The following is a 20,569-nucleotide window of genomic DNA, read 5'->3' as shown; positions in this document are numbered from 1 at the left end:
AAGTTAAAGGAAGAAACAGTTATGACAATTGAAATTCTGGTTCCAGACTTACCTGAATCAGTTGCAGATGCAACCGTAGCGACATGGCACAAAAAACCAGGCGACGCAGTAGAGCGTGATGAAGTTCTGGTTGATATCGAAACGGATAAAGTTGTGCTTGAAGTTCCTGCTCCGGAAGCGGGCATATTAGAAGCCATTATTGAAGAAGAGGGCGCGACAGTCCTTTCTAAACAACTAATTGCAAGACTTAAGCCGGGTGCTGTTGCGGGTGAGCCAACAGCAGATACCACAGAAGAAACAGAAGCATCTCCAGATAAACGTCATAAAGCGGTGTTGACAGAGGAGAGCAGTGACGCGCTAAGCCCAGCGGTTCGTCGTCTTCTAGCTGAACACAACCTAGAAGCGTGCCAGGTGAAAGGTTCTGGTGTTGGCGGTCGAATCACTCGTGAAGACATTGAAGCGCACCTTGCAAACGCAAAAGCAGCACCGAAAGCAGAAACGCCTGCGGCAGTTGAAGCGCCAGCAGCGGCTCGCAGTCAAAAACGTGTTCCAATGACGCGTCTACGTAAGACAGTGGCAAACCGTCTTCTAGAAGCGAAAAACAACACGGCCATGCTGACCACGTTTAACGAAGTGAACATGAAACCAATCATGGACCTTCGTAAGCAATATAAAGATCAATTCGAAGAGCGTCATGGCATCCGTCTAGGCTTCATGTCTTTCTACGTGAAAGCAGTAACAGAAGCACTGAAGCGTTACCCAGAAGTGAATGCATCTATCGATGGTGATGACATCGTCTACCACAACTACTTCGATATCAGCATGGCGGTTTCTACGCCACGCGGTCTAGTAACACCAGTACTTAAAGACTGTGACACACTAGGTTTTGCTGACATCGAAAAAGGCATCAAAGAGCTAGCTATCAAAGGCCGTGACGGCAAGCTAACGGTGGATGAGCTAATGGGCGGTAACTTCACTATCACTAACGGTGGTGTATTTGGCTCATTGATGTCTACGCCAATCATCAACCCACCACAATCGGCAATCCTGGGTATGCACAAAATCCAAGATCGCCCAATGGCGGTGGATGGTAAAGTAGAAATCTTGCCAATGATGTACCTAGCTCTATCTTACGACCACCGTTTGATCGATGGTCGTGAGTCAGTGGGTTTCTTAGTAACGATTAAAGAGCTACTAGAAGATCCAGCGCGTCTGCTATTAGACGTTTAATATCGCTAAAACGTCGAGTTATCTTTGGTAACTCGACGTTTACGGCATCCAAGGCTAGACTGGCTCAGCGTCTGGCCTTCACTTGAACTGCCCCCGATATAATCTATATAGCAGTTGATTTGAGAAGACCCTACAGACGTACCGCAATCAAAGCGGTGTTATGGAAATAATAAATCCCTTAAGGGATAAACAAACGGAATATCAAAATGAATTTGCATGAATACCAAGCCAAACAGCTGTTTGCAGAATTCGGTTTGCCTGTACCGGAAGGCTACGCATGTGATACGCCACAAGAAGCTTTCGAAGCGGCGGGTCGCATCACTACCGAAAAGAAAGTTGTAAAATGTCAGGTTCACGCTGGTGGCCGCGGTAAAGCGGGCGGCGTTGAGCTACACGATACAAAAGACGGCGTAAAAGAATTCGCACAAAAATGGCTAGGTAAGAACTTGGTGACTTACCAAACAGACGCAAATGGTCAGCCTGTTACTAAAATCCTTGTAGAAGAAGCGTCTAACATCGCTAATGAACTTTACCTTGGTGCGGTTGTTGACCGCGCAACTCGTAAGATCGTTTTCATGGCTTCTACTGAAGGTGGTGTGGAAATTGAAAAAGTTGCGGAGGAAACGCCGGAGCTTATCCACAAAGCAGCAATCGATCCACTAGTAGGCCCTCAGGCTTACCAAGGTCGCGAGCTAGCGTTCAAACTTGGTCTTGAAGGCGATCAAATCAAACAATTCGTTAAGATCTTCATGGGTCTTGGCACGATGTTCTCTCAGTACGACCTAGCACTGCTAGAGATCAACCCACTGGTTATTACTGGCGAAGGTAACTTACTGTGTCTTGACGGTAAGATCAACATCGATTCAAACGCGCTATACCGTCAGCCTAAGCTTCGTGAAATGCACGATCCTTCACAAGAAGACGAGCGTGAAGCGCATGCAGCTCAGTGGGAGCTGAACTACGTAGCACTAGACGGTAACGTTGGCTGTATGGTTAACGGTGCGGGTCTAGCGATGGGTACAATGGACATCGTAAACCTACACGGTGGCAAGCCAGCTAACTTCCTAGACGTAGGTGGCGGCGCGACAAAAGAGCGTGTAGCAGAAGCATTCAAAATCATCCTATCTGATGACAACGTTAAAGCCGTTCTAGTAAACATCTTCGGCGGTATCGTACGTTGTGACATGATTGCAGAAGGCATCATTGGTGCAGTGAAAGAAGTGGGAGTAACTGTCCCTGTTGTTGTTCGTCTAGAAGGTACTAACGCTGACCTAGGTCGCGAAGTTCTTGCAAATTCTGATGTTGATATCATTGCTGCTGAGTCGCTAACAGATGCTGCTCAGAAAGTTGTTGCTGCTGCGGAGGCTAAATAATGTCTGTACTAATTAACAAAGACACTAAAGTAATCTGTCAGGGCTTCACTGGTGGTCAAGGTACTTTCCACTCAGAGCAGGCAATTGCTTACGGTACACAAATGGTTGGTGGTGTATCTCCAGGTAAAGGTGGTCAAACTCACCTTGGTCTTCCTGTATTCAACACGGTACGTGAAGCGGTAGAAGTAACTGGCGCAACAGCAACAGTAATCTACGTTCCAGCACCATTCTGTAAAGATGCAATCCTAGAAGCGATCGACGCAGGTATCGAGCTTATCGTAACGATCACCGAAGGCATTCCAACGATTGATATGATCGATGTGAAAGTGAAGCTAGAAGAAACTGGCGTTCGCATGATCGGTCCTAACTGTCCCGGTGTTATCACGCCTGATGAGTGTAAAATCGGTATCATGCCTGGTCATATCCACAAGAAAGGTAAAGTGGGTATCGTTTCTCGTTCAGGTACGCTAACCTACGAAGCCGTTAAGCAAACGACTGACGAAGGCTTTGGCCAATCAACGTGTGTTGGTATTGGTGGCGACCCAATCCCTGGTTCAAACTTCATCGACATCCTGAAGCTTTTCCAAGAAGACCCTGAAACTGAGGCAATCGTAATGATTGGTGAAATCGGTGGTACTGCGGAAGAAGAAGCAGCAGCTTACATCAAAGAAAACGTAACTAAGCCAGTGGTTTCTTATATTGCTGGTGTTACTGCTCCTCCTGGTAAGCGTATGGGTCACGCAGGTGCAATCATCTCTGGTGGTAAAGGTACTGCAGAAGACAAATTCGCAGCACTAGAAGCCGCTGGTGTTAAGACAGTGAAGTCTCTAGCAGAGATTGGTCAAGGTCTACGCGAAGTAACGGGTTGGTAATCGACCAAACTGCTTTATCAGCATTAAAAAAGCCTGCGATTTCGCAGGCTTTTCTTTTTCTGTTGGCTCGTCCTGATTTGTGTCTCAAGCATGAGCACTATATTTACCACTCGGTGCGATTACGCTTTACGCCTAATCAGTTGGCTAAGAATAAACAGGGTCGTTGCGCTAATCACAACGGATGGCCCCGCTGGGGTATCAAAATGCCATGAAAGGCTTAATCCCATCAATACAGCGACAGAACCAATAATAGAAGCAAGTAACGCCATTTGCTCTGGTGTTGCAGAAAGCTTTCTTGCCGTAGCTGCAGGGATGATAAGTAATGACGTCATGATCAAAGCACCGACAAACTTCATTCCAATTGCGATCACTACGCCGACCATTAGCATCAACACTAAGCGGATCAGGTCGGTATTTACGCCCTCAACAGCAGCCAATTCTTCGCTCACGGTGCTCGATAGCAGTGGACGCCAGAAAATGTATAAGCAAGCGCTGACAGCAACGACACCTGAATAGATGAATATGAGATCTTGAGGTGAAACGGCGAGTAAATCACCAAATAGATAACTCATCAGATCCACACGCACATTCTCTAAGAAACTCACGGAGACTAAGCCAATCGAGAGTGCGCTATGGGCGAGGATACCAAGTAGGGTGTCCGTCGCAACCAGTTGTTGCTTTTGTAATGTGACGAGCAATACTGCAATCGCCAAACAGCACACCAAAAGTGCTAAATAAAGGTTCACGTTAAGCAGAAAACCCAGAGCAAGCCCCATTAATGAGGCATGCGCTAAGGTATCCCCAAAGTAGGCCATTTTGCGCCACACGACGAATGAACCCAGTGGACCAGCAATGATTGCAATGCCAATACCTGCAAGGATAGAAGGTAATAGAAACTCAATCATGATGGTAATGTCCGTGTTTATGGTGAGAGCATGACGTGGCATCCCCTTTTACTGGCGAACCAGATAAATCATGGTGATGGTGCTCATGGTCATGATGATAAAACGCCAATGATTCGCGTGTCGCATTGCCAAATAATGCAATATAAGACGGATGCTGAGTAATCGTCGCTGGCGAACCTGAGCAACAGACATGATGCTGCAAACAGATCACATCATCGGTTTTTGCCATAACTAAGTGGAGATCGTGTGAAACCATAAATACACCGCAGTCAAAGCGGTGTCGAATGCTTTCAATCAAATCATATAGGTCAATTTGGCCTTGAATATCCACACCTTGTGCAGGTTCATCGAGTACCAATAACTCTGGACGTAGCAATAGCGCACGAGCGAGCAGCACACGTTGCGTTTCACCGCCAGAAAGGCGATGCATATTATGGTTTAAAAGATGTTCTGCGCCCACTAACCTTAACGCATCAAGACACTCTTGCTGACTGTATTTACCAGCGAGATTGAGGAAGCGAATGACGTTCAGTGGTAATGAATCGTTGAGTGTGAGCTTTTGAGGAACATAACCAATTTTCAAGCTACGTTTCTTGATTAATTGGCCGCTAGTCGGCTTCTGAAGACCTAAGATTACCTTGACTAAGGTCGATTTTCCCGCTCCATTGGGACCAATTAGGGTTGTGATCTTGCCCTTTTCTAATTCCATACTGATGTTATCAAGAACTCGACGTCCGTCAAATTCGACACACAGCTGTTCAAGACGAGCTAATGAAGGCATGAATGAAACTCATTTGCAAATCAATAATGTTATAATGTAACATTATTGCACTTTCCACGTGATCCCCCAAGTAAAACTATGAAAAGAGTCCTAATTCTCGCTGCTGCGACAATGCTAACGTTACCAGCGCACGCCATATCGGTATTGACTAGTGTTAAACCTATTCAAATGATCGTTAGTGAGTTGACTGACGGTATTACTCAACCGCAAGTATTGCTTCAATCTAATGCGTCGCCTCATGATTACGCACTTCGTCCGTCGGATGTTAGAAACATCGCCTCTGCAGATTTGGTTATCTGGTATGGGCATGATCTTGAGCCTTTTTTAGAGAAAGTGATGGCTGAACGTTCTAATACGTTCACACTGAGTAACATTCCAGGTCTTGCACTGCGCGCGTATGACACTGAACACAATCATGATGGTCATGACCATGGCTCTCACGATCCTCACTTTTGGCTTGGTGTTGAACCAGTGAAACAAGTGGCGCTCGCTGTGGCAAATAAGTTAGCTGAGGTGGATCCAGTAAATGCAGATCAGTACGAAGTGAATCTTGCCAAATTTGAAGAACAACTCAATGTAACCGACGCTAAAATTGAGCAGCAACTTGCACCCATTCAAGATAAGGGGTATTTCGTTTTCCATGATGCGTATGGGTACTTCGAAGAACATTTCGGAATGAATAATCTTGGCCATTTTACCGTCACACCGGATCGCAAGCCGGGCGCAAAAACATTAATTCATATACGAAAGGCACTGGCGGCTGGGGATGTTGAATGTGTGTTTTCTGAACCACAATTCACTCCTGCAGTTGTTGAAAGTGTGTTGCGCGGTAGCGATGTTAGCAATGGTACGCTTGACCCTCTTGGAAGCGACATTGAAGTTCGATCAGGCAGCTATTTCGTATTATTACAAAACATGGCTAACAGCTTTAGCCAATGTTTAGGGAAACCGTAACAATATTGTTGCTTTCCTAAGAGAGACGACTTTTTATCGTGATCTAACAGTAAGAATTGAAACCTTTGGTAAGACGAGTCTTTTCTCTATAGGGATTTGAGATATCATTATTCATAATTAGTGGCTAAAAATAACGACATTGATGCTTGGCTTTTAAGGCAGAGCAAACCGTGGAACGCCATAAATAGATTAATGAAAGGATTTTATCTTGCTGCGCCATTTAGCCCGAGTGGTATTGGGTTTTATCATCTCATTTCAAGTATTTGCCTTAAGTGATGCCAATGCGGTTTTTTACCCTTTGCCGAATCAGGCTGAGGGGACTTTCATTGCAGCAAAACAGCTGTTTCCAGGTGTGGAAGGCGGGGTATGGATTCACGATGTTCGAGGGCGAGTGCTGTTCTATGACGGCCAAAAGACCTTGCCAAAGTCAGGAAGCTTTCTTAAGCACAAAGCGGAACAATTAGCTTATCACAACGGTTCATTTTGGACTTTTGTCGAAAATGAGGTTTACCAGACTTACCCAAATCAAGAGCGGCAACTCATATTTAGTCTTAGCCCTGGTTCTCAAATTCGCAAGATCGGTGCATCAAGCAAGTATATTTGGGTCAGTGACGGAGCGAACTTCTATACGTATGATCTTTCGACAAGTGCGTTAACCGTTTTTTCTTTGTTGCAATTGTATCAGCACAGTAATAACAGCTATGTCTATATCAATGACGCGATCTTTGTTGAGACTAAGTGGGTGTTGGCAACGACATCTGGGGTGTATTTGTCTGAGGGAACGCGGTTTAATCATGTGACCCCTTCTGGGAAAAATTATGTAGAGAAAGTCTATTATTCGCATACCAGGCGTGAAATTTTAGTTGGAACGCTGAAAGGCGCGTTAATTTTCAATATATACGAGCCCAACAGCCCAGCGATCAAAGTTGGGCAGTCACATGTATTGACCTTTGCTGAAAGTAATCAAGAGTATTGGGTAGGGACAGAACATGGCCTCTATCTTTACTCTTTTCTTACAGGAGAAATATCGAAAGTTGCGCCCGCTAGCTTTCTGGAGTTGGAGATAGCCAACACCAAGGTTTACTCGCTTTTGAGCGATAGCATGGGAGGAATGTGGATTGCGACCAATCAAGGCATTCGTTATCACTCATTGTTTAGTAAGACGTTTGAACGTGTCACTTTTAGTGGTTACGACTCGCACACCTTATCTGGGCGACTAAGGCAGATATTACCCGGGCCTGATGGTGCTTTGTGGTTTATTGATGATCATAAACTGTATCGCACCGGGCCTCGAGGCAGCATGGATGTGCTCAATATTCCCGCTCAAATTAATGAGTTTACATTTCTTAATGAAAAGCTCTGGCTTGCCACGTCAACAGGATTACAGATCTACGATCTCGACAGTTTAAACCCGATTATTTTTCCGTACTTACACACCCTGACTGGGCGTCAAATCGAGCATATTGTTGCTGATGGTGCCACTCGACTCTGGGTTTCAAGTGGCTATCAACTCTTTAATATTGATGTAGAAAGTCAGGAGGTAAGAAACTTTGGTAGTGATTGGCTGGTAAGTAAACACCTACCAGCAAAAATAACGCGACTTTATGATAAAGATGCGTTGCTTCTCATCGGTACAGATCATGGTGTCTATGAGTACGATGGCGACCGGATCCGCTTTAACCACTTCTCAGAACAATTCGGTGAATCACTTAATATCATGACGACTCCAGATGGGGCGCAATGGTTCGCTTCTGCTTATGGTATTTTTAAAACCATCCCTGGCAGTAGAGAGAAACATGTGCTGGAGATGAGCCTGGAAAACTCACGCCCAGCTTGTATGTTGAGTGATAAAAAAGGCGTCTGGTTAGCCTCTTCTGTCGGGTTAAGTTATTACCATTTGTCCGGTCAACTTTTAAAGCACTATTCATCCTCTTCCGGTTTAATAAATAATGAGTTTTTATCCGGAGTCTGTAGTGCTAATCAACGCACAGATGGCAGTGAGCAACAATTGATCTTTGGTTCAAAATTTGGACTGGTAAAAGCGAACACATCGAAGCTGCTTGTCTCGCAATCACCAGAGTCTAAAATTATTTTTAGCCAAGTTCTGTTGGAAAATGAAGTGGTTCAGGTTGGCAGTGCGGATCTCGAAGGGGTGCAATTACCTTACGGCTCTTCGCTGAGCTTCCGATTTGGTGTAATGCCAAAATCTGATAACCAAAATCTGTATTATCGCTTAAATCAGAATGAGCAGTGGCAGTCCTTGGATGGGGAAGTGTTAACACTCGAATACCTTAAGTCTGGTGAGTACCACCTTCAAGTGAGCAATGACTCTCAGCTAGGTAAACAGATCATCGGATTGGATTCACGCTTTGTCGTACTAAAACCATGGTTTATGTCAAAGCGAGCTATTGCTGGTTTCGTTTTCGTTGGGTGTGTTTTTATTATACTGTTGATTTATTGGCGTTCTCGGTATGTTGTACAATCTAACCGAGAATTGGCAGCTCAGGTTACACTAAAAACCAATCAGTTAAGGCACCAAAGCCGGGTACTTCTTGCCAGTAACCAACAGCTTAGAAAGCAAATACAAGTTAGAAACTTATTGGTAGATCATGTCGCTCGGTCTATTAAAACCAGTATTGATGCTATTGTAAATCGACTCCCAACGGAGCTAGATTCGGAAACCCAGGACCATATATCGAAAGCCAGTTGGCAATTGAAAGAGCTTAATAATTCGTCGGAAGGCCGTCATGGTGGAAGCCAAAACTACAATTTGAGTCAGATAACACAATCTGTGGTGGATGTATGGCAGGAAGATTTCTTAAAAGCCGGCATCAAAGTCGAGCTTAACGACGATGATAAAATGAGCCGTATTGCATTAGAAAGCTTTAATCTTGACGTAATTTTCAACAGCATATTTGCCAATGCAATCAAACGATCGTTCCACGGGCAATCGGTTAAAGTCAGCATTGAACAAGGGCATGATGTTGTTTCATTAAGCTTTATTGACCATGGGACACAGCTTCCAAGTAAAGCACCGACAACGCGTTTATCGTCTAGCGGTGGTGATTTGAGTATGGATAATTTACCGGAGTTGGTTGCCGTCAGTGGTGGGCAGCTCTCGATGTTTACTTCTGATGCGCAAAACAAGATTGAAATTACTTGGCCTTGTGCACAAGAGCCTAGTCATGTCGATGAGCCACTATTAGAGTTTATTGAGGTTGAGCAGCCGCAGCCGAGTCAGAGTGTACCGCCTGAGCAGGAGTGGTTGGTGAGAATCTACCAATTGGTGGCTGAGCACTATCACGATGCGGAGTTTGGTACTGCATCTGCTGCGAAAATGTTGTTTATGTCTGAGCGAAGTCTGCAGCGGCGTTTTAAATCAGCGTCTTCGAGAACATTTAAAGATTACCTTACTGAAGTACGTCTCGAGACCGCTTGTGAACAACTTCTTGCTGGTGAAAAAATCAGTGAGGTTGCATTCAATTGCGGCTTTAATGACCCTTCTTACTTTAGTCAGAAGTTCAAACTTCACTTTGGGTTACCACCATCAAAATTTGCGATGGCTCAAGATAGCCAAGTTAGCTTGTAGTGTTGAATAGCGTATTAGTAAGCCCAGTCTATTTTAGGCTGGGCTTTTTTGTATTGGCACAATGGGCGTCGTCTACCGAGGGTATGACTCAAGAGGTTTGATTACAGTCGCTAAGTTTAAGCACACTACTTGCGCAGTAAGGGAGACGATCTGGCAGCGGGTCGTTGTGAGGAGTGTACGGTTTGCGTAATAGAACGTTCACCCCAGAATATAATGCGTCACAAGGTAATAGTGATGTGGGGGTACTGAGCCGATGTTTTGGATTTAAAGGGAGTTAAAGAGAGATGTAATGAAGAAAGAGTAGAAAAAAAAAGTCGTGGTATAGCCGGGGGGACCATACCACGGGTGTCAATGACACCTTCGCTTGCTGCCGGAGTGGCATGTTGCCATACCACCTCTGGAATTTATTTGAGAGGTCGCCCTCTCGATGGGTTAACTATACGAAATCTTACTTATTTTTCTTATAAAAATAACGACAAGTTTACATGAAAAAACCGACAACAGGGTCGGATTTGTAGCTAAGATATTGAAATGTAAGGAATTTATTTTCATGTACACTTTGTTTGTTGCGTATTTGTTGTGTTTTTTTGTGTGCTTTTTCTTTCATTTTGACGTAAGTGACGAGTCTAATATTAACGGAGTTGACGTAGCGAATTACGCTTGGCATAAGTGCAATCTTTGATTTCACACAATAAAACAGAAGGAAGAGCGAGGTATCATCGTCAAATTAATTATTACTAATGATAATGCTTATCATTGGTATTTATTTTTTAAGGGTCGCTATGAAGTTATCAGAGATTACACCTGGAGATACAGTAACAATTCGGCTGTTAGACGGTCTTACATCGGATGTCAGAAAAAAGCTTATGGTAATGGGTTTGCTTCCAAACACTGTAGTAAAAGTGATTAGACGTGCACCAATGGGCGATCCATTGCAAGTGGAAGTGCGTGGCGTTTCTGTCGCGTTAAGAGAAACCATTGCACAAAACATTACAGTGGAGCGAGTGTAATGCAGTATCAAGTTCTGACGGTTGGTAATCCAAATAGTGGTAAAACGACGCTTTTTAATGGTCTGACAGGCGCCAAACAGCAGGTTGGTAACTGGGCGGGCGTTACGGTAGAAAAGAAAACGGGTCAATTTAAGCATGCAGGTGATGATTTTCTGGTTACCGATCTGCCAGGTATTTACTCCTTAGATAGCGGTAACGATAGTAATAGCATCGATGAGTCGATTGCATCTCGGGCAGTATTAACTCATCCAGCGGACTTGATCATTAACGTTGTTGACGCAACAAGCCTAGAACGTAGCTTATATATTACGCTGCAACTTCGAGAGCTAGGCCGTCCAATGATTGTTGTATTAAACAAAATGGATGCGCTTAAGCGTGAACGTCAAATTATCAATGTTGCCGAGCTAGAAAAAGCGCTAGGCTGTCCTGTCGTGAGCATATCTGCCACAAACAAGGGACAAGTCTTTGAGTTTAAAGAAAGGCTACACAAGTCGCTCGTTCAAGGTGTCGCTCTTAAAGATATATCTTTGAACTACGGTGACAAGATGGAAGCGGCGATCGACAACGTCTCGACCCTTTTTAATGATCAAACTGTTTCTCATCGGGCGTTGGCTATTCGGGCATTAGAAAAAGACGCATTAGTGCTAAATAGCATGTCTGACGCTGACCGCAAAGTGGTCAGCGAAGCGATTGCTACGTTGGAGCTTGATGTTGATTTGCAGGTGGCGGATACCAAGTACACTCACCTACACGAACAATGTAAGAAAGTTCGCCGTAGTGAGGGTAAGTTAAGTCGCAGTGTGACAGAGAAGCTGGACCAATTCATTTTGAATAAATGGGTCGGTATTCCATTCTTTTTTGTTGTGATGTATTTCATGTTCATGTTCTCTATCAACATCGGTAGTGCATTCATTGATTTCTTTGATATTGGTGTCGGCGCACTGTTGGTTGACGGTGGACACTATTTACTTGATGGACACTTACCGGTTTGGTTAGTGACAGTGATCGCTGATGGTATCGGTGGCGGTATTCAGACGGTGGCGACCTTTATTCCAGTTATTGCGTGTTTGTACTTGTTCCTTGCCGTGCTTGAGAGCTCCGGTTATATGGCGCGCGCCGCATTTGTACTTGATAAAGTGATGCAGAAAATTGGACTGCCGGGTAAAGCGTTTGTCCCATTGGTTCTTGGTTTTGGTTGTAACGTACCGTCTATCATGGCAACCCGCACACTCGATCAAGAACGCGAGCGTAAATTAGCAGCATCGATGGCGCCATTTATGTCGTGTGGTGCACGTCTTCCGGTTTATGCATTGTTTGCAGCGGCATTTTTTCCTGACTCAGGCCAAAACGTGGTGTTTGCGCTTTACCTATTGGGCATCATCGCGGCTATTTTTACGGGGGTGTTCCTGAAAAAGACGCTTTATCCAGGTAGCAGCGATAGCCTAGTCATGGAAATGCCAAACTACGAGTTGCCGACGTTGCAAAACGTGGTCATTAAAACATGGCAAAAACTGAAGCGTTTTGTCTTGGGTGCTGGTAAAACCATCGTGGTCGTGGTTACGGCGCTTAGCTTCCTAAACTCGTTGGGAACCGACGGCAGTTTTGGTAACGAAGACAGTCAAAACTCAGTACTATCTAAAGCGGCACAAGTGGTCACCCCCGTATTTGCACCAATCGGCATTCAAGAAGACAACTGGCCAGCAACGGTAGGTATCATTACCGGTATCTTCGCGAAAGAAGCTGTCGTCGGTACGCTTAACAGCCTATACACCACGACAAGTGACGAAGAGTCGGCTGGTTTTGATTTAATGGCGAGTTTGGAGGAAGCCGTGATGACGATTCCTGACAATTTCGCAGGCTTAAGTTATTCAGACCCGTTAGGAATTGAAGTGGGCGATCTAACTGACTCAAATGCTGTTGCTGCTGAGCAAGAAGTTGATGCCTCTATTTTCGGCAATATTAAGGCGCAATTTGTGTCTGGCAATGCAGCATTTGCTTACCTGATCTTCATTCTGCTTTATACACCTTGCGTGGCGGCGATGGGGGCTTACGTACGTGAGTTCGGCCATAAGTTTGCACGTTTTATTGCCGCGTGGACAATGGGTTTGGCGTATCTCGGTGCGACGTTCTATTACCAAGCAATGCACTTACTCGCTCACCCTGTGAGCAGTTCAATTTGGCTAGTCGTGATTATCGCTATCTTTATTGCGACGTATATTGGTTTTAAGTGGGTAGGTGAAAAACAACGTACACTAGAGGCGCAAGTAGTATGATTTTAAAAGAGCTTTATCAATACATTGTAGACAAAGGAACCGTCTCCCAGTCAGATCTGGCTAAGCAGTTTGGGATGAGTGAAGATGGTGCCGACGCAATGTTGAGCGTGTGGATCAATAAAGGTCGAATTACGCGTTTGGTGGACACCAATAAAGCTCATGATGTTACCCGTGTTCGCTACGCAGTGACAAGGCAAGATGGGCTGTCACTGACAGTGACCATGTAGCTAAAAGTAATCACGCAAAAACAACCAAGCCGCAGTAGCAATGATGCGGCTTTTTTGTTGCTCTCTGAGCTCTAGCTATAACAGGTTTCTAAATTTAGGCTTTTTGGAAAATAAAGCTCAGTGATAGCACGTTCTTAATTCGACCAAGCACTTCGTTTTGCTCTTCTTCTGTACGGAATTCACCTTTGGTGTTACCCCAAATTGGTCCCGGCCATGCCACATCGTCTTTGAAGCGAGCAATATGGTGAATGTGCAGTTGTGGCACCATGTTGCCTAGTGCGCCAAGGTTTAGCTTGTCAGGGCGAAATGTAGCCTCTAACGCTTGGCTTACCGCTTGAGACTCTAGCAAAAACTGTTGCTGCTCTTGCATTGGTAAGTGGTGCAGTTCTTTTAGGTTTGCACGTTTAGGTACCAAGATAACCCATGGCACCGCATTGTCTTTATGCAGAAGCGCAACACATAGTGGGAAATGACCGATAACGATGGTGTCTTTTGCCAGTTGAGGGTGCAGTTCAAAACTCATGATGGTATTCCAATTAACTTTTGTTTTATCTGGCGTCAGTATACGTCAGATAAAACAAAAGGTTGACGCTTTCACGCCAACCTTTTTAATTATCTCAATTATCGATTCGCTTACATGCGCTCTAGAGTATCGATACCTAGTAGAGACAGACCCTGCTTGATGGTCTTCGCTGTTAGCGCTGCTAGCTTCAGACGGCTTTGTTTCACCGCTTCGTCTTCAGCCACTAGGATAGGGCACGCTTCGTAGAAGCTAGAGAATTGACCTGCTAGTTCGAATAGGTAGCTACACATGATGTGTGGTTGACCTTCACGAGCAACAGATTGAACCGCTTCTTCGAACTGCATCAGTTTTGCGATAAGCGCTTTCTCTTTCTCATCAGTGATCTTGATTTCACCTTGTAGTTCATCCATAGACACGCCAGCTTTAGCGAATATAGATGCTACACGAGTGTAAGCGTATTGCATGTACGGTGCCGTGTTGCCTTCGAACGCGAGCATGTTGTCCCAATCGAACACGTAGTCCGTGGTACGGTGCTTAGAAAGGTCTGCGTATTTAACCGCTGCCATTGCAACCGTGTTAGCGATCGCTTTCTTCTCGTCTTCTGCTAGTTCTGGGTTCTTAGATTCGATCAGCTGTGCTGCACGAACCTCTGCTTCATCCAGAAGATCAGCAAGACGAACCGTACCACCTGCACGAGTCTTGAATGGACGACCATCTTTACCTAGCATCATACCGAATGCGTGGTGCTCAAGAGAGACAGACTCAGGCACGTAACCCGCTTTGCGAACGATAGTCCAAGCTTGCATTAGATGTTGGTGCTGACGAGAGTCGATGAAGTAAAGTACACGGTCTGCGCCTAGTTCTTCGTAACGGTATTTCGCACAGGCAATGTCCGTGGTGGTGTACAGGAAGCCGCCGTCGCGTTTTTGAACGATAACGCCCATTGCTTCGCCGTCTTTGTTCTTGAATTCTTCTAGGAATACAACTTGTGCGCCGTCATCTTCAACCGCAAGACCTTGCGCTTTAAGGTCTGCTACGATCTTAGGCAGCATGTCGTTGTACATGCTCTCGCCCATTACGTCATCACGAGTAAGAGATACATTTAGACGATCGTAGTTGCGTTGGTTTTGGATCATGGTTACGTCAACCAGCTTCTTCCACATTTCTGCGCAGAACTCGTCACCGCTTTGCAGTTTAACAACGTAGCCGCGAGCTTTTACGGCAAATTCTTCGTCTTCATCGTATAGTTTTTTAGATTCACGGTAGAAGCCTTCAAGGTCAGCCAGTTCCATAGATACTTCGCCAGACTCTTGCTGTACGCGCTCAAGGTTTGCGATAAGCATACCGAACTGAGTACCCCAGTCACCGATGTGGTTCGCACGGATCACTTTGTGGCCTAGGAACTCAAGCGTACGAACTACGGCATCACCGATGATGGTTGAACGTAGGTGACCAACGTGCATTTCTTTTGCAACGTTTGGCGCAGAGTAGTCAGCAACGATAGTTTGTGCTGCTTCTGCCGCTACGCCTAGACGTGAATCGGCTAAAGCGGCGTCAGCTTGTTTCGCAAGGAACTCTTCGCTTAGGAAAATGTTGATGAAACCAGGGCCTGCGATTTCTGTTTTACTCGCAATGCCGTCTAGCTCTAGAACATCCAGTACTTTCTGTGCAAATTCTCGTGGGTTAGTACCCAGTTTTTTAGCAACGCCCATTACGCCGTTTGCTTGGTAGTCACCAAATTGTGGCTTTGCTGATTGACGAACAGCTGCAGGACTGCCTGCAGGTGCGCCAGCGGCTTCTAGAGCCTGAGATACTTTGTCATTAATAAGTGCTTGGATATTCACACGCGTTTCCTTCAATTCAAGGACGAAGAACTCGGCAAGACAGGGGCCGAGTACTGTTGGAGTTCACAAAAATAGGATTAATGATAACAACTTTATTGCTTTTCATACAGAGAGGATTGGGGGAAATTTTTACTTTTTCGATTGAATGGAAATATGCGGCGGATAGGGTTTACTATTGCGCCCAGAGTAAAGAGATAAATGGCCCCAAAAGAGAGCAATAATGAGCACACCATTAGTAGAAAAGCGCTTAACACCTGAGCTGATGATCCAAGATTTGGACGCCTTTATGGCAAAGATTGAAGCGTTCGCTTTGATGCTTAAATTAGACCTGAGCTTTGCCCAAGCGGATCATATTGCACTGCGAATCAATGATTGCGATACAGCCAAAGCCGCGCATGAAGCTTGGAATCAATACGGCAAGGTGATCTCACAAGCGAAAATCAATGGGCGCCCAATCATCGTGATTGAATTCGACAAAGCGCTGGAAAGCCGTGGCTGGAAGATTGAGTGTCTGGAATTGCCATACCCAGCGGAAGGTAAAATTTACCCAACTGAAAGCTGGGAGCACGTGGAGTTTGTCATTCCATCGCATGCAGAAACGGCAGATGAGTTTTTCGCTGATCTGAAATATACTTACCCTGCATTTGGTGAGCACTTTGAACAGCTAGAAGAGATGGGCGTGAAGATCAAACTGTCTAGCCCGAAGGGCGAAGGCGAGCGCTTAAACAACCCGACGGTGGCATTTAAGTATCAAGGTATTTGTATCAAACTGCACCCACATTCACTCAAGCGCATTGTGGAGTCTGAACAGGCGTAATTAAACGTTTTTTAACGGCTTGTAGAAAAAGAAGGGTTGCTCAATGAGCAACCCTTTTTGTATTCAAATGTGAGGCCTTTAAAGAATAACCGTCTTATTCCCGTAAACAAAAACGTGGTCATTGAGCACTTTATTTAGCGCTTTGCTCAAAACGTTCTTCTCTACATCGCGGCCTGCTTGAGCCATATCTTGTGCGCTGAACGTGTGATCGACTGGAATCACGTCCTGCTTGATGATTGGGCCTTCATCTAAGTCATTCGTGACGAAGTGCGCGGTTGCACCAATGATCTTCACGCCGCGATCATACGCTTGCTGATACGGTTTCGCACCAATGAATGCGGGCAAAAAGCTGTGGTGAATGTTGATGATCTTATGACGGTATTTCTCTACGAAGGTAGGCGTTAGTACGCGCATGTACTTAGCGAGCACCAAGTAATCGGCATCGTATTGGTGAATCACTTCATGCATTTTTTGCTCGTGTTCTTCACGGCTGAGATCTTCATGGGTCACATGGTGATAAGGAATATCAAAGCGCTCAGTGAGGTTTTGCAGTTTATCGTAGTTACCCACCACAGCTGCGATTTCGACATCTAAACTGCCATCGTAGGTCTTCATTAGAATGTCACCCAAACAATGGGCTTCTTTGGTCACTAAGATAATGATGCGTTTACGACGAGAGCTGACAAGAGTGCGTTTCGCACCTTGCGGCAGTGCTTGGTCTAAATCGGCAAGGAACGTTTGGTCATTGAAGTATCCTTCTAACTCCGTTCGCATGAAGAAGTGCCCACTGGTGTTATCAACAAATTCGTTATTGTGAACGATATTCAGTTGATGCTTATAACAGATATTCGTGATTTTTGAGATCAAACCCGGAGCGTCGCTGCAATGGGTCAACAGTGTTTTCTTTTCCATAAATCAGATGCTTCCATACATTATTTTTCTAGCGCACGAGTAAAGTACTCACTTTAGAAGCGTGAATCGTACGGCAATCTGACTTCATAAATAATCTATTCTCGACATGGTTTCAACCAATTATCACTATTGAGCCGTAAGCTGACCGTATTGTGGGCTGATGTCACACTCTATCCTCTGGTATACTCACACCAATTTTACTAACCAGATATCAGGCATGATTGCAAAAACATTTTCCTCTGATGGTGCTTTGGGTAAAGCGATTCCGGGCTTTCAGGCTCGTCAGCCACAAATAGACATGGCAGAAGCCGTCAGTAGTGCGATCAAGCAACAAAGCCAGCTAGTGGTAGAGGCGGGGACGGGGACAGGTAAAACCTTTGCCTACCTAGTACCAGCGTTGTTAAGTGGCAAAAAAGTCATCATCAGTACCGGTTCCAAAAACCTACAGGAGCAGTTGTACCATCGTGATTTGCCTTTAATGGTCAATGCATTAGGCTTTTATGGTCAGGTCGCGTTACTTAAAGGACGGTCTAATTACCTTTGTTTAGACCGTCTAAGTCGACAGATGGTCGAAAGTCATTCCACCGAGTCCGATCCCACTTTGTTAACGCAGCTAGTCAAGGTACGAGCTTGGTCATCAGAGACCAAAACCGGCGACTTGGGGGATTGTGACGATCTGCCGGAAGACAGCATGATCATCCCGACCATCACCTCGACCAATGATAACTGTTTGGGTAAAGATTGCCCGAGTTACACCGATTGTTTTGTTCTGAAAGCACGTAAACGCGCAATGGACTCCGACGTTGTGGTGGTCAATCATCACTTGTTCCTAGCCGACCTTGCAATTAAAGAAACGGGCTTTGGTGAACTGATCCCTGAAGCTGATGTGTTTATCTTCGACGAAGCTCACCAGCTGCCAGATATTGCGAGTGAATACTTTGGTCAGACAGTGTCGAGTCGTCAAATTCATGAACTGGCCAAAGACATTGAAATTGCCTATCGCACAGAAGCAAAAGACATGCGCCAACTGCAAAAAGTGGGCGATAAGCTGATGCAAAGTGCAATGGACATGCGCATCGTACTTGGCGAACCAGGTTTTCGAGGTAACTGGCGTGAGGCAATGCAATCGGAATCGATTAAGCGCGAGTTAATCCGCCTGATCGATAGTCTTGAGCTTGCCATCGATGTACTGAAACTTGCCTTGGGAAGAAGTCAGCTGTTGGATACTGCATTTGAACGTGCGAATTTGATCAAAGGCCGAATCGATCGGGTCTGTGATGTCGACATCACGGGGTATTCGTATTGGTATGACACGTCGCCACGTCATTTTGCTTTGCACATAACGCCTCTTTCAGTGGCGGATAAATTTCATGAGCAGATAGAAATTAAACAAGGTGCGTGGATCTTCACTTCGGCAACCTTAGCAGTATCGGGGGATTTTAAACACTTTACCGATCGTCTGGGGTTGAAACCCAAGCAGGCGTTTTCTTTACCCTCTCCTTTTGATTATGAGGAGCAGGCACGTCTATGTGTGCCTCGCTATTTACCAGAGCCCAATAGCCCTGGCTTGTCTGATAAACTGGTGCACATGCTTGCTCCCGTGATTGAAGAAAACCAGGGGCGTTGCTTCTTTCTTTGTACTTCGCACAGCATGATGCGTGAGCTTGGTGAGCGCTTCCGTGAAGTACTGGATCTGCCTGTACTGATGCAAGGTGAGATGAGTAAACAAAAGACCCTTGCCGAGTTTATGGCGCTAGGTAATGCACTGCTGGTGGCGACTGGTGCATTTTGGGAAGGGATCGATGTTAGAGGTGATGCGTTGAGCTGTGTTATCATCGACAAATTACCGTTTACCGCCCCGGATGACCCGCTACTGAAAGCCCGGATCGAAGATTGTCGATTACGTGGCGGTGAGCCATTTGCAGAAGTGCAAATCCCTGATGCGGTGATCACCTTAAAACAGGGGGTAGGGCGTTTGATTCGAGACAGAAAAGACCGTGGTGCGTTGATCATTTGTGATAATCGTTTGGTGACACGTGATTACGGTGGCGTCTTCCTCGGAAGTTTACCGCCCATCCCAAGAACGCGTGATTTAGACCGAATCAAAGCATTCTTAAAAACAGAATAATGGGCCATAGACGAGAGCTGTGGCATAACCAAATCAAAGAAGAGTTGTAGAGAATTACATGAGCGCAAAAATTCTTGCTATCGATACCGCAACTGAAAACTGTTCAGTTGCTCTACTGGTTAATGACCAAGTGATTTCACGCAGTGAAGTTGCACCTCGTGACCATACGAAAAAAGTGTTACCTATGGTTGACGAAGTACTGAAAGAAGCCGGTCTAACTCTACAAGATCTGGACGCATTGGCATTTGGCCGTGGCCCGGGCAGTTTTACTGGCGTGCGTATCGGTATTGGTATTGCACAAGGTTTGGCATTTGGTGCCGACCTACCAATGATTGGCGTTTCTACGCTGGCCGCGATGGCACAAGCAAGTTATCGCCTACAAGGTGCCACTGACGTCGCGGTTGCCATTGATGCGCGTATGAGCGAAGTCTACTGGGCACGTTACACTCGCCAAGAAAACGGTGAATGGGCGGGCGTGGATGCAGAATGCGTGATTCCGCCAGGACGCCTAACAGAAGAAGTACAAGCAGACGATAAAACATGGACCACTGCAGGTACGGGTTGGGAGGCGTATCAAGCTGAACTTGCTGGCCTGCCATTTAGCGTCACGGGCAGTGAAGTCCTTTACCCAGATTCACAAGACATTGTGATTCTCGCACAACAAGAGCTGGCGAAAGGTAATACCGTGCCAGTAGAAGAATCGAGCCCGGTTTATCTACGTGATAATGTGACGTGGAAGAAGCTTCCGGGGCGCGAGTAATTAGCATGACAAAAGGCAGGGCGTTTACCCTGCCTTTTTATGGAGCGTTATGGCATCGATTAATGGTTTACCTTCCGCGCTAATACCAGGTGCCAACCGCACCAATAAAGTCGCTAAAAATGGCAAGGTAAAGAAAGCCAAAAACAACCAGCCCGTAGGCCATCCATCCAAGGTAGCAAACGCGGTAGCGCATTCCATAAAGCAAGTGGATGAGTCTCAAATTCATCGAGCTCAAGTCCAATACGACCTCCCAGAAGGACGTGGGCGTAAGGCAATGGAAGAGTATATGGATATCATGAATCGAGCGAAAAAAGAGGAACTCGATCAATTGTTTGGTGTCGATATCTATGTCTGACAAACAAATTAATAGT

General features: G+C 45.5%; 17 protein-coding genes. 12 read left to right on the top strand and 5 right to left on the bottom strand.

The annotated features are described in order from the left end of the window. The first annotated feature begins 21 nt into the window (after positions 1–21). The 3 genes from odhB (at position 22) to sucD (ending at position 3,475) form a co-directional block, all read left to right on the top strand. Positions 22–1,230: a 2-oxoglutarate dehydrogenase complex dihydrolipoyllysine-residue succinyltransferase gene (odhB, locus tag AK966_RS05395; RefSeq protein WP_099079336.1), complete on the top strand. Its 1,209-nt coding sequence runs from the start codon at positions 22–24 to the stop codon at positions 1,228–1,230. Positions 1,231–1,436: 206 nt separating this feature from the next. Then, positions 1,437–2,603: an ADP-forming succinate--CoA ligase subunit beta gene (sucC, locus tag AK966_RS05390; protein ID WP_005426700.1), complete on the top strand. Its 1,167-nt coding sequence runs from the start codon at positions 1,437–1,439 to the stop codon at positions 2,601–2,603. After that, positions 2,603–3,475 carry a succinate--CoA ligase subunit alpha gene (gene sucD, locus AK966_RS05385; protein WP_099079337.1) on the top strand — a complete coding sequence of 291 codons (873 nt, stop codon included), beginning with the start codon at positions 2,603–2,605 and terminating at the stop codon, positions 3,473–3,475. Before sucC ends, sucD begins: the two co-directional genes overlap by 1 nt. A gap of 119 nt (positions 3,476–3,594) precedes the next feature. On the opposite strand, the gene znuB is transcribed toward sucD, so the two are convergent. Both znuB and znuC read right to left on the bottom strand, forming a co-directional pair. Then, entirely contained in the window at positions 3,595–4,380 is a 786-nt protein-coding gene (znuB, locus tag AK966_RS05380) for a zinc ABC transporter permease subunit ZnuB (RefSeq protein WP_099079338.1), read from the bottom strand. After that, a complete protein-coding gene (znuC, locus tag AK966_RS05375) occupies positions 4,373–5,161 on the bottom strand; it encodes a zinc ABC transporter ATP-binding protein ZnuC (RefSeq protein WP_099079339.1) in 789 nt (262 codons plus the stop codon). The genes znuB and znuC overlap by 8 nt, the downstream gene beginning before the upstream one ends. Before the next feature lie 78 nt (positions 5,162–5,239). Here znuC and AK966_RS05370 point away from each other — a divergent pair, with 78 nt between their 5' ends. From AK966_RS05370 to AK966_RS05340, 5 genes are all read left to right on the top strand, one after another. Continuing rightward, a complete protein-coding gene (locus tag AK966_RS05370; protein WP_099079340.1) occupies positions 5,240–6,115 on the top strand; it encodes a zinc ABC transporter substrate-binding protein ZnuA in 876 nt (291 codons plus the stop codon). Between the two features lie 208 nt (positions 6,116–6,323). Continuing rightward, the gene (locus AK966_RS05365; RefSeq protein ID WP_099079341.1) at positions 6,324–9,704 is read left to right on the top strand and encodes an AraC family transcriptional regulator; all 3,381 of its coding nucleotides are present in this window, start codon (positions 6,324–6,326) and stop codon (positions 9,702–9,704) included. Between the two features lie 782 nt (positions 9,705–10,486). After that, positions 10,487–10,714, top strand: coding sequence for a FeoA family protein (locus AK966_RS05350; protein ID WP_099079343.1), 228 nt, complete (start codon positions 10,487–10,489; stop codon positions 10,712–10,714). Continuing rightward, a complete protein-coding gene (feoB, locus tag AK966_RS05345) occupies positions 10,714–12,987 on the top strand; it encodes a Fe(2+) transporter permease subunit FeoB (protein ID WP_119463670.1) in 2,274 nt (757 codons plus the stop codon). The genes AK966_RS05350 and feoB overlap by 1 nt, the downstream gene beginning before the upstream one ends. Continuing rightward, positions 12,984–13,214: a FeoC-like transcriptional regulator gene (locus AK966_RS05340; RefSeq protein WP_099079345.1), complete on the top strand. Its 231-nt coding sequence runs from the start codon at positions 12,984–12,986 to the stop codon at positions 13,212–13,214. The genes feoB and AK966_RS05340 overlap by 4 nt, the downstream gene beginning before the upstream one ends. 94 nt (positions 13,215–13,308) lie before the next feature. Here AK966_RS05340 and AK966_RS05335 read toward each other — a convergent pair whose 3' ends face one another. Both AK966_RS05335 and argS read right to left on the bottom strand, forming a co-directional pair. Next, positions 13,309–13,737, bottom strand: a complete 429-nt coding sequence (locus AK966_RS05335; protein ID WP_119463669.1) for an HIT domain-containing protein — start codon at positions 13,735–13,737, stop codon at positions 13,309–13,311. Positions 13,738–13,847: 110 nt separating this feature from the next. Further along, complete coding sequence (gene argS / locus AK966_RS05330) at positions 13,848–15,581, bottom strand: arginine--tRNA ligase (protein WP_099079347.1); 1,734 nt, start codon at positions 15,579–15,581, stop codon at positions 13,848–13,850. 220 nt (positions 15,582–15,801) lie between these two features. Between argS and AK966_RS05320 the strand changes: the two genes are divergently transcribed. Then, positions 15,802–16,398 carry a VOC family protein gene (locus AK966_RS05320; RefSeq protein WP_099079348.1) on the top strand — a complete coding sequence of 199 codons (597 nt, stop codon included), beginning with the start codon at positions 15,802–15,804 and terminating at the stop codon, positions 16,396–16,398. A 78-nt stretch (positions 16,399–16,476) separates the two neighbouring features. Here AK966_RS05320 and purU read toward each other — a convergent pair whose 3' ends face one another. Beyond that, positions 16,477–17,310 (bottom strand): formyltetrahydrofolate deformylase, encoded by an 834-nt coding sequence (purU, locus tag AK966_RS05315; RefSeq protein ID WP_119463668.1) that lies wholly within the window; start codon positions 17,308–17,310, stop codon positions 16,477–16,479. A 217-nt stretch (positions 17,311–17,527) separates the two neighbouring features. Here purU and AK966_RS05310 point away from each other — a divergent pair, with 217 nt between their 5' ends. The 3 genes from AK966_RS05310 to AK966_RS05300 are packed head-to-tail and all read left to right on the top strand — an operon-like array spanning position 17,528 to position 20,553. After that, positions 17,528–19,438 carry an ATP-dependent DNA helicase gene (locus tag AK966_RS05310; protein ID WP_099079350.1) on the top strand — a complete coding sequence of 637 codons (1,911 nt, stop codon included), beginning with the start codon at positions 17,528–17,530 and terminating at the stop codon, positions 19,436–19,438. 58 nt (positions 19,439–19,496) lie between these two features. Beyond that, entirely contained in the window at positions 19,497–20,198 is a 702-nt protein-coding gene (gene tsaB, locus AK966_RS05305; RefSeq protein WP_099079351.1) for a tRNA (adenosine(37)-N6)-threonylcarbamoyltransferase complex dimerization subunit type 1 TsaB, read from the top strand. 49 nt (positions 20,199–20,247) lie between these two features. After that, on the top strand, positions 20,248–20,553 hold the full coding sequence (locus AK966_RS05300; RefSeq protein WP_099079352.1) for a chromosome partitioning protein ParA: 306 nt from the start codon (positions 20,248–20,250) through the stop codon (positions 20,551–20,553). Positions 20,554–20,569: the final 16 nt, after the last annotated feature.

This window comes from Vibrio sp. PID23_8 (assembly GCF_003584965.1).
GTDB lineage: Bacteria > Pseudomonadota > Gammaproteobacteria > Enterobacterales > Vibrionaceae > Vibrio.
This window is presented reverse-complemented; position numbering and strand designations above follow the sequence as displayed.

Excerpts from the sequence above, each read along its gene's own strand:
- odhB (WP_099079336.1), top strand. The coding sequence starts at position 22 with ATGACAATTGAAATTCTGGTTCCAGACTTACCTGAATCAGTTGCAGAT.
- sucC (WP_005426700.1), top strand. The coding sequence starts at position 1,437 with ATGAATTTGCATGAATACCAAGCCAAACAGCTGTTTGCAGAATTCGGT.
- sucD (WP_099079337.1), top strand. The coding sequence starts at position 2,603 with ATGTCTGTACTAATTAACAAAGACACTAAAGTAATCTGTCAGGGCTTC.
- znuB (WP_099079338.1), bottom strand. The coding sequence starts at position 4,380 with ATGATTGAGTTTCTATTACCTTCTATCCTTGCAGGTATTGGCATTGCA.
- znuC (WP_099079339.1), bottom strand. The coding sequence starts at position 5,161 with ATGCCTTCATTAGCTCGTCTTGAACAGCTGTGTGTCGAATTTGACGGA.
- AK966_RS05370 (WP_099079340.1), top strand. The coding sequence starts at position 5,240 with ATGAAAAGAGTCCTAATTCTCGCTGCTGCGACAATGCTAACGTTACCA.
- AK966_RS05350 (WP_099079343.1), top strand. The coding sequence starts at position 10,487 with ATGAAGTTATCAGAGATTACACCTGGAGATACAGTAACAATTCGGCTG.
- feoB (WP_119463670.1), top strand. The coding sequence starts at position 10,714 with ATGCAGTATCAAGTTCTGACGGTTGGTAATCCAAATAGTGGTAAAACG.
- AK966_RS05340 (WP_099079345.1), top strand. The coding sequence starts at position 12,984 with ATGATTTTAAAAGAGCTTTATCAATACATTGTAGACAAAGGAACCGTC.
- AK966_RS05335 (WP_119463669.1), bottom strand. The coding sequence starts at position 13,737 with ATGAGTTTTGAACTGCACCCTCAACTGGCAAAAGACACCATCGTTATC.
- AK966_RS05320 (WP_099079348.1), top strand. The coding sequence starts at position 15,802 with ATGAGCACACCATTAGTAGAAAAGCGCTTAACACCTGAGCTGATGATC.
- purU (WP_119463668.1), bottom strand. The coding sequence starts at position 17,310 with ATGGAAAAGAAAACACTGTTGACCCATTGCAGCGACGCTCCGGGTTTG.
- AK966_RS05310 (WP_099079350.1), top strand. The coding sequence starts at position 17,528 with ATGATTGCAAAAACATTTTCCTCTGATGGTGCTTTGGGTAAAGCGATT.
- tsaB (WP_099079351.1), top strand. The coding sequence starts at position 19,497 with ATGAGCGCAAAAATTCTTGCTATCGATACCGCAACTGAAAACTGTTCA.
- AK966_RS05300 (WP_099079352.1), top strand. The coding sequence starts at position 20,248 with ATGGCATCGATTAATGGTTTACCTTCCGCGCTAATACCAGGTGCCAAC.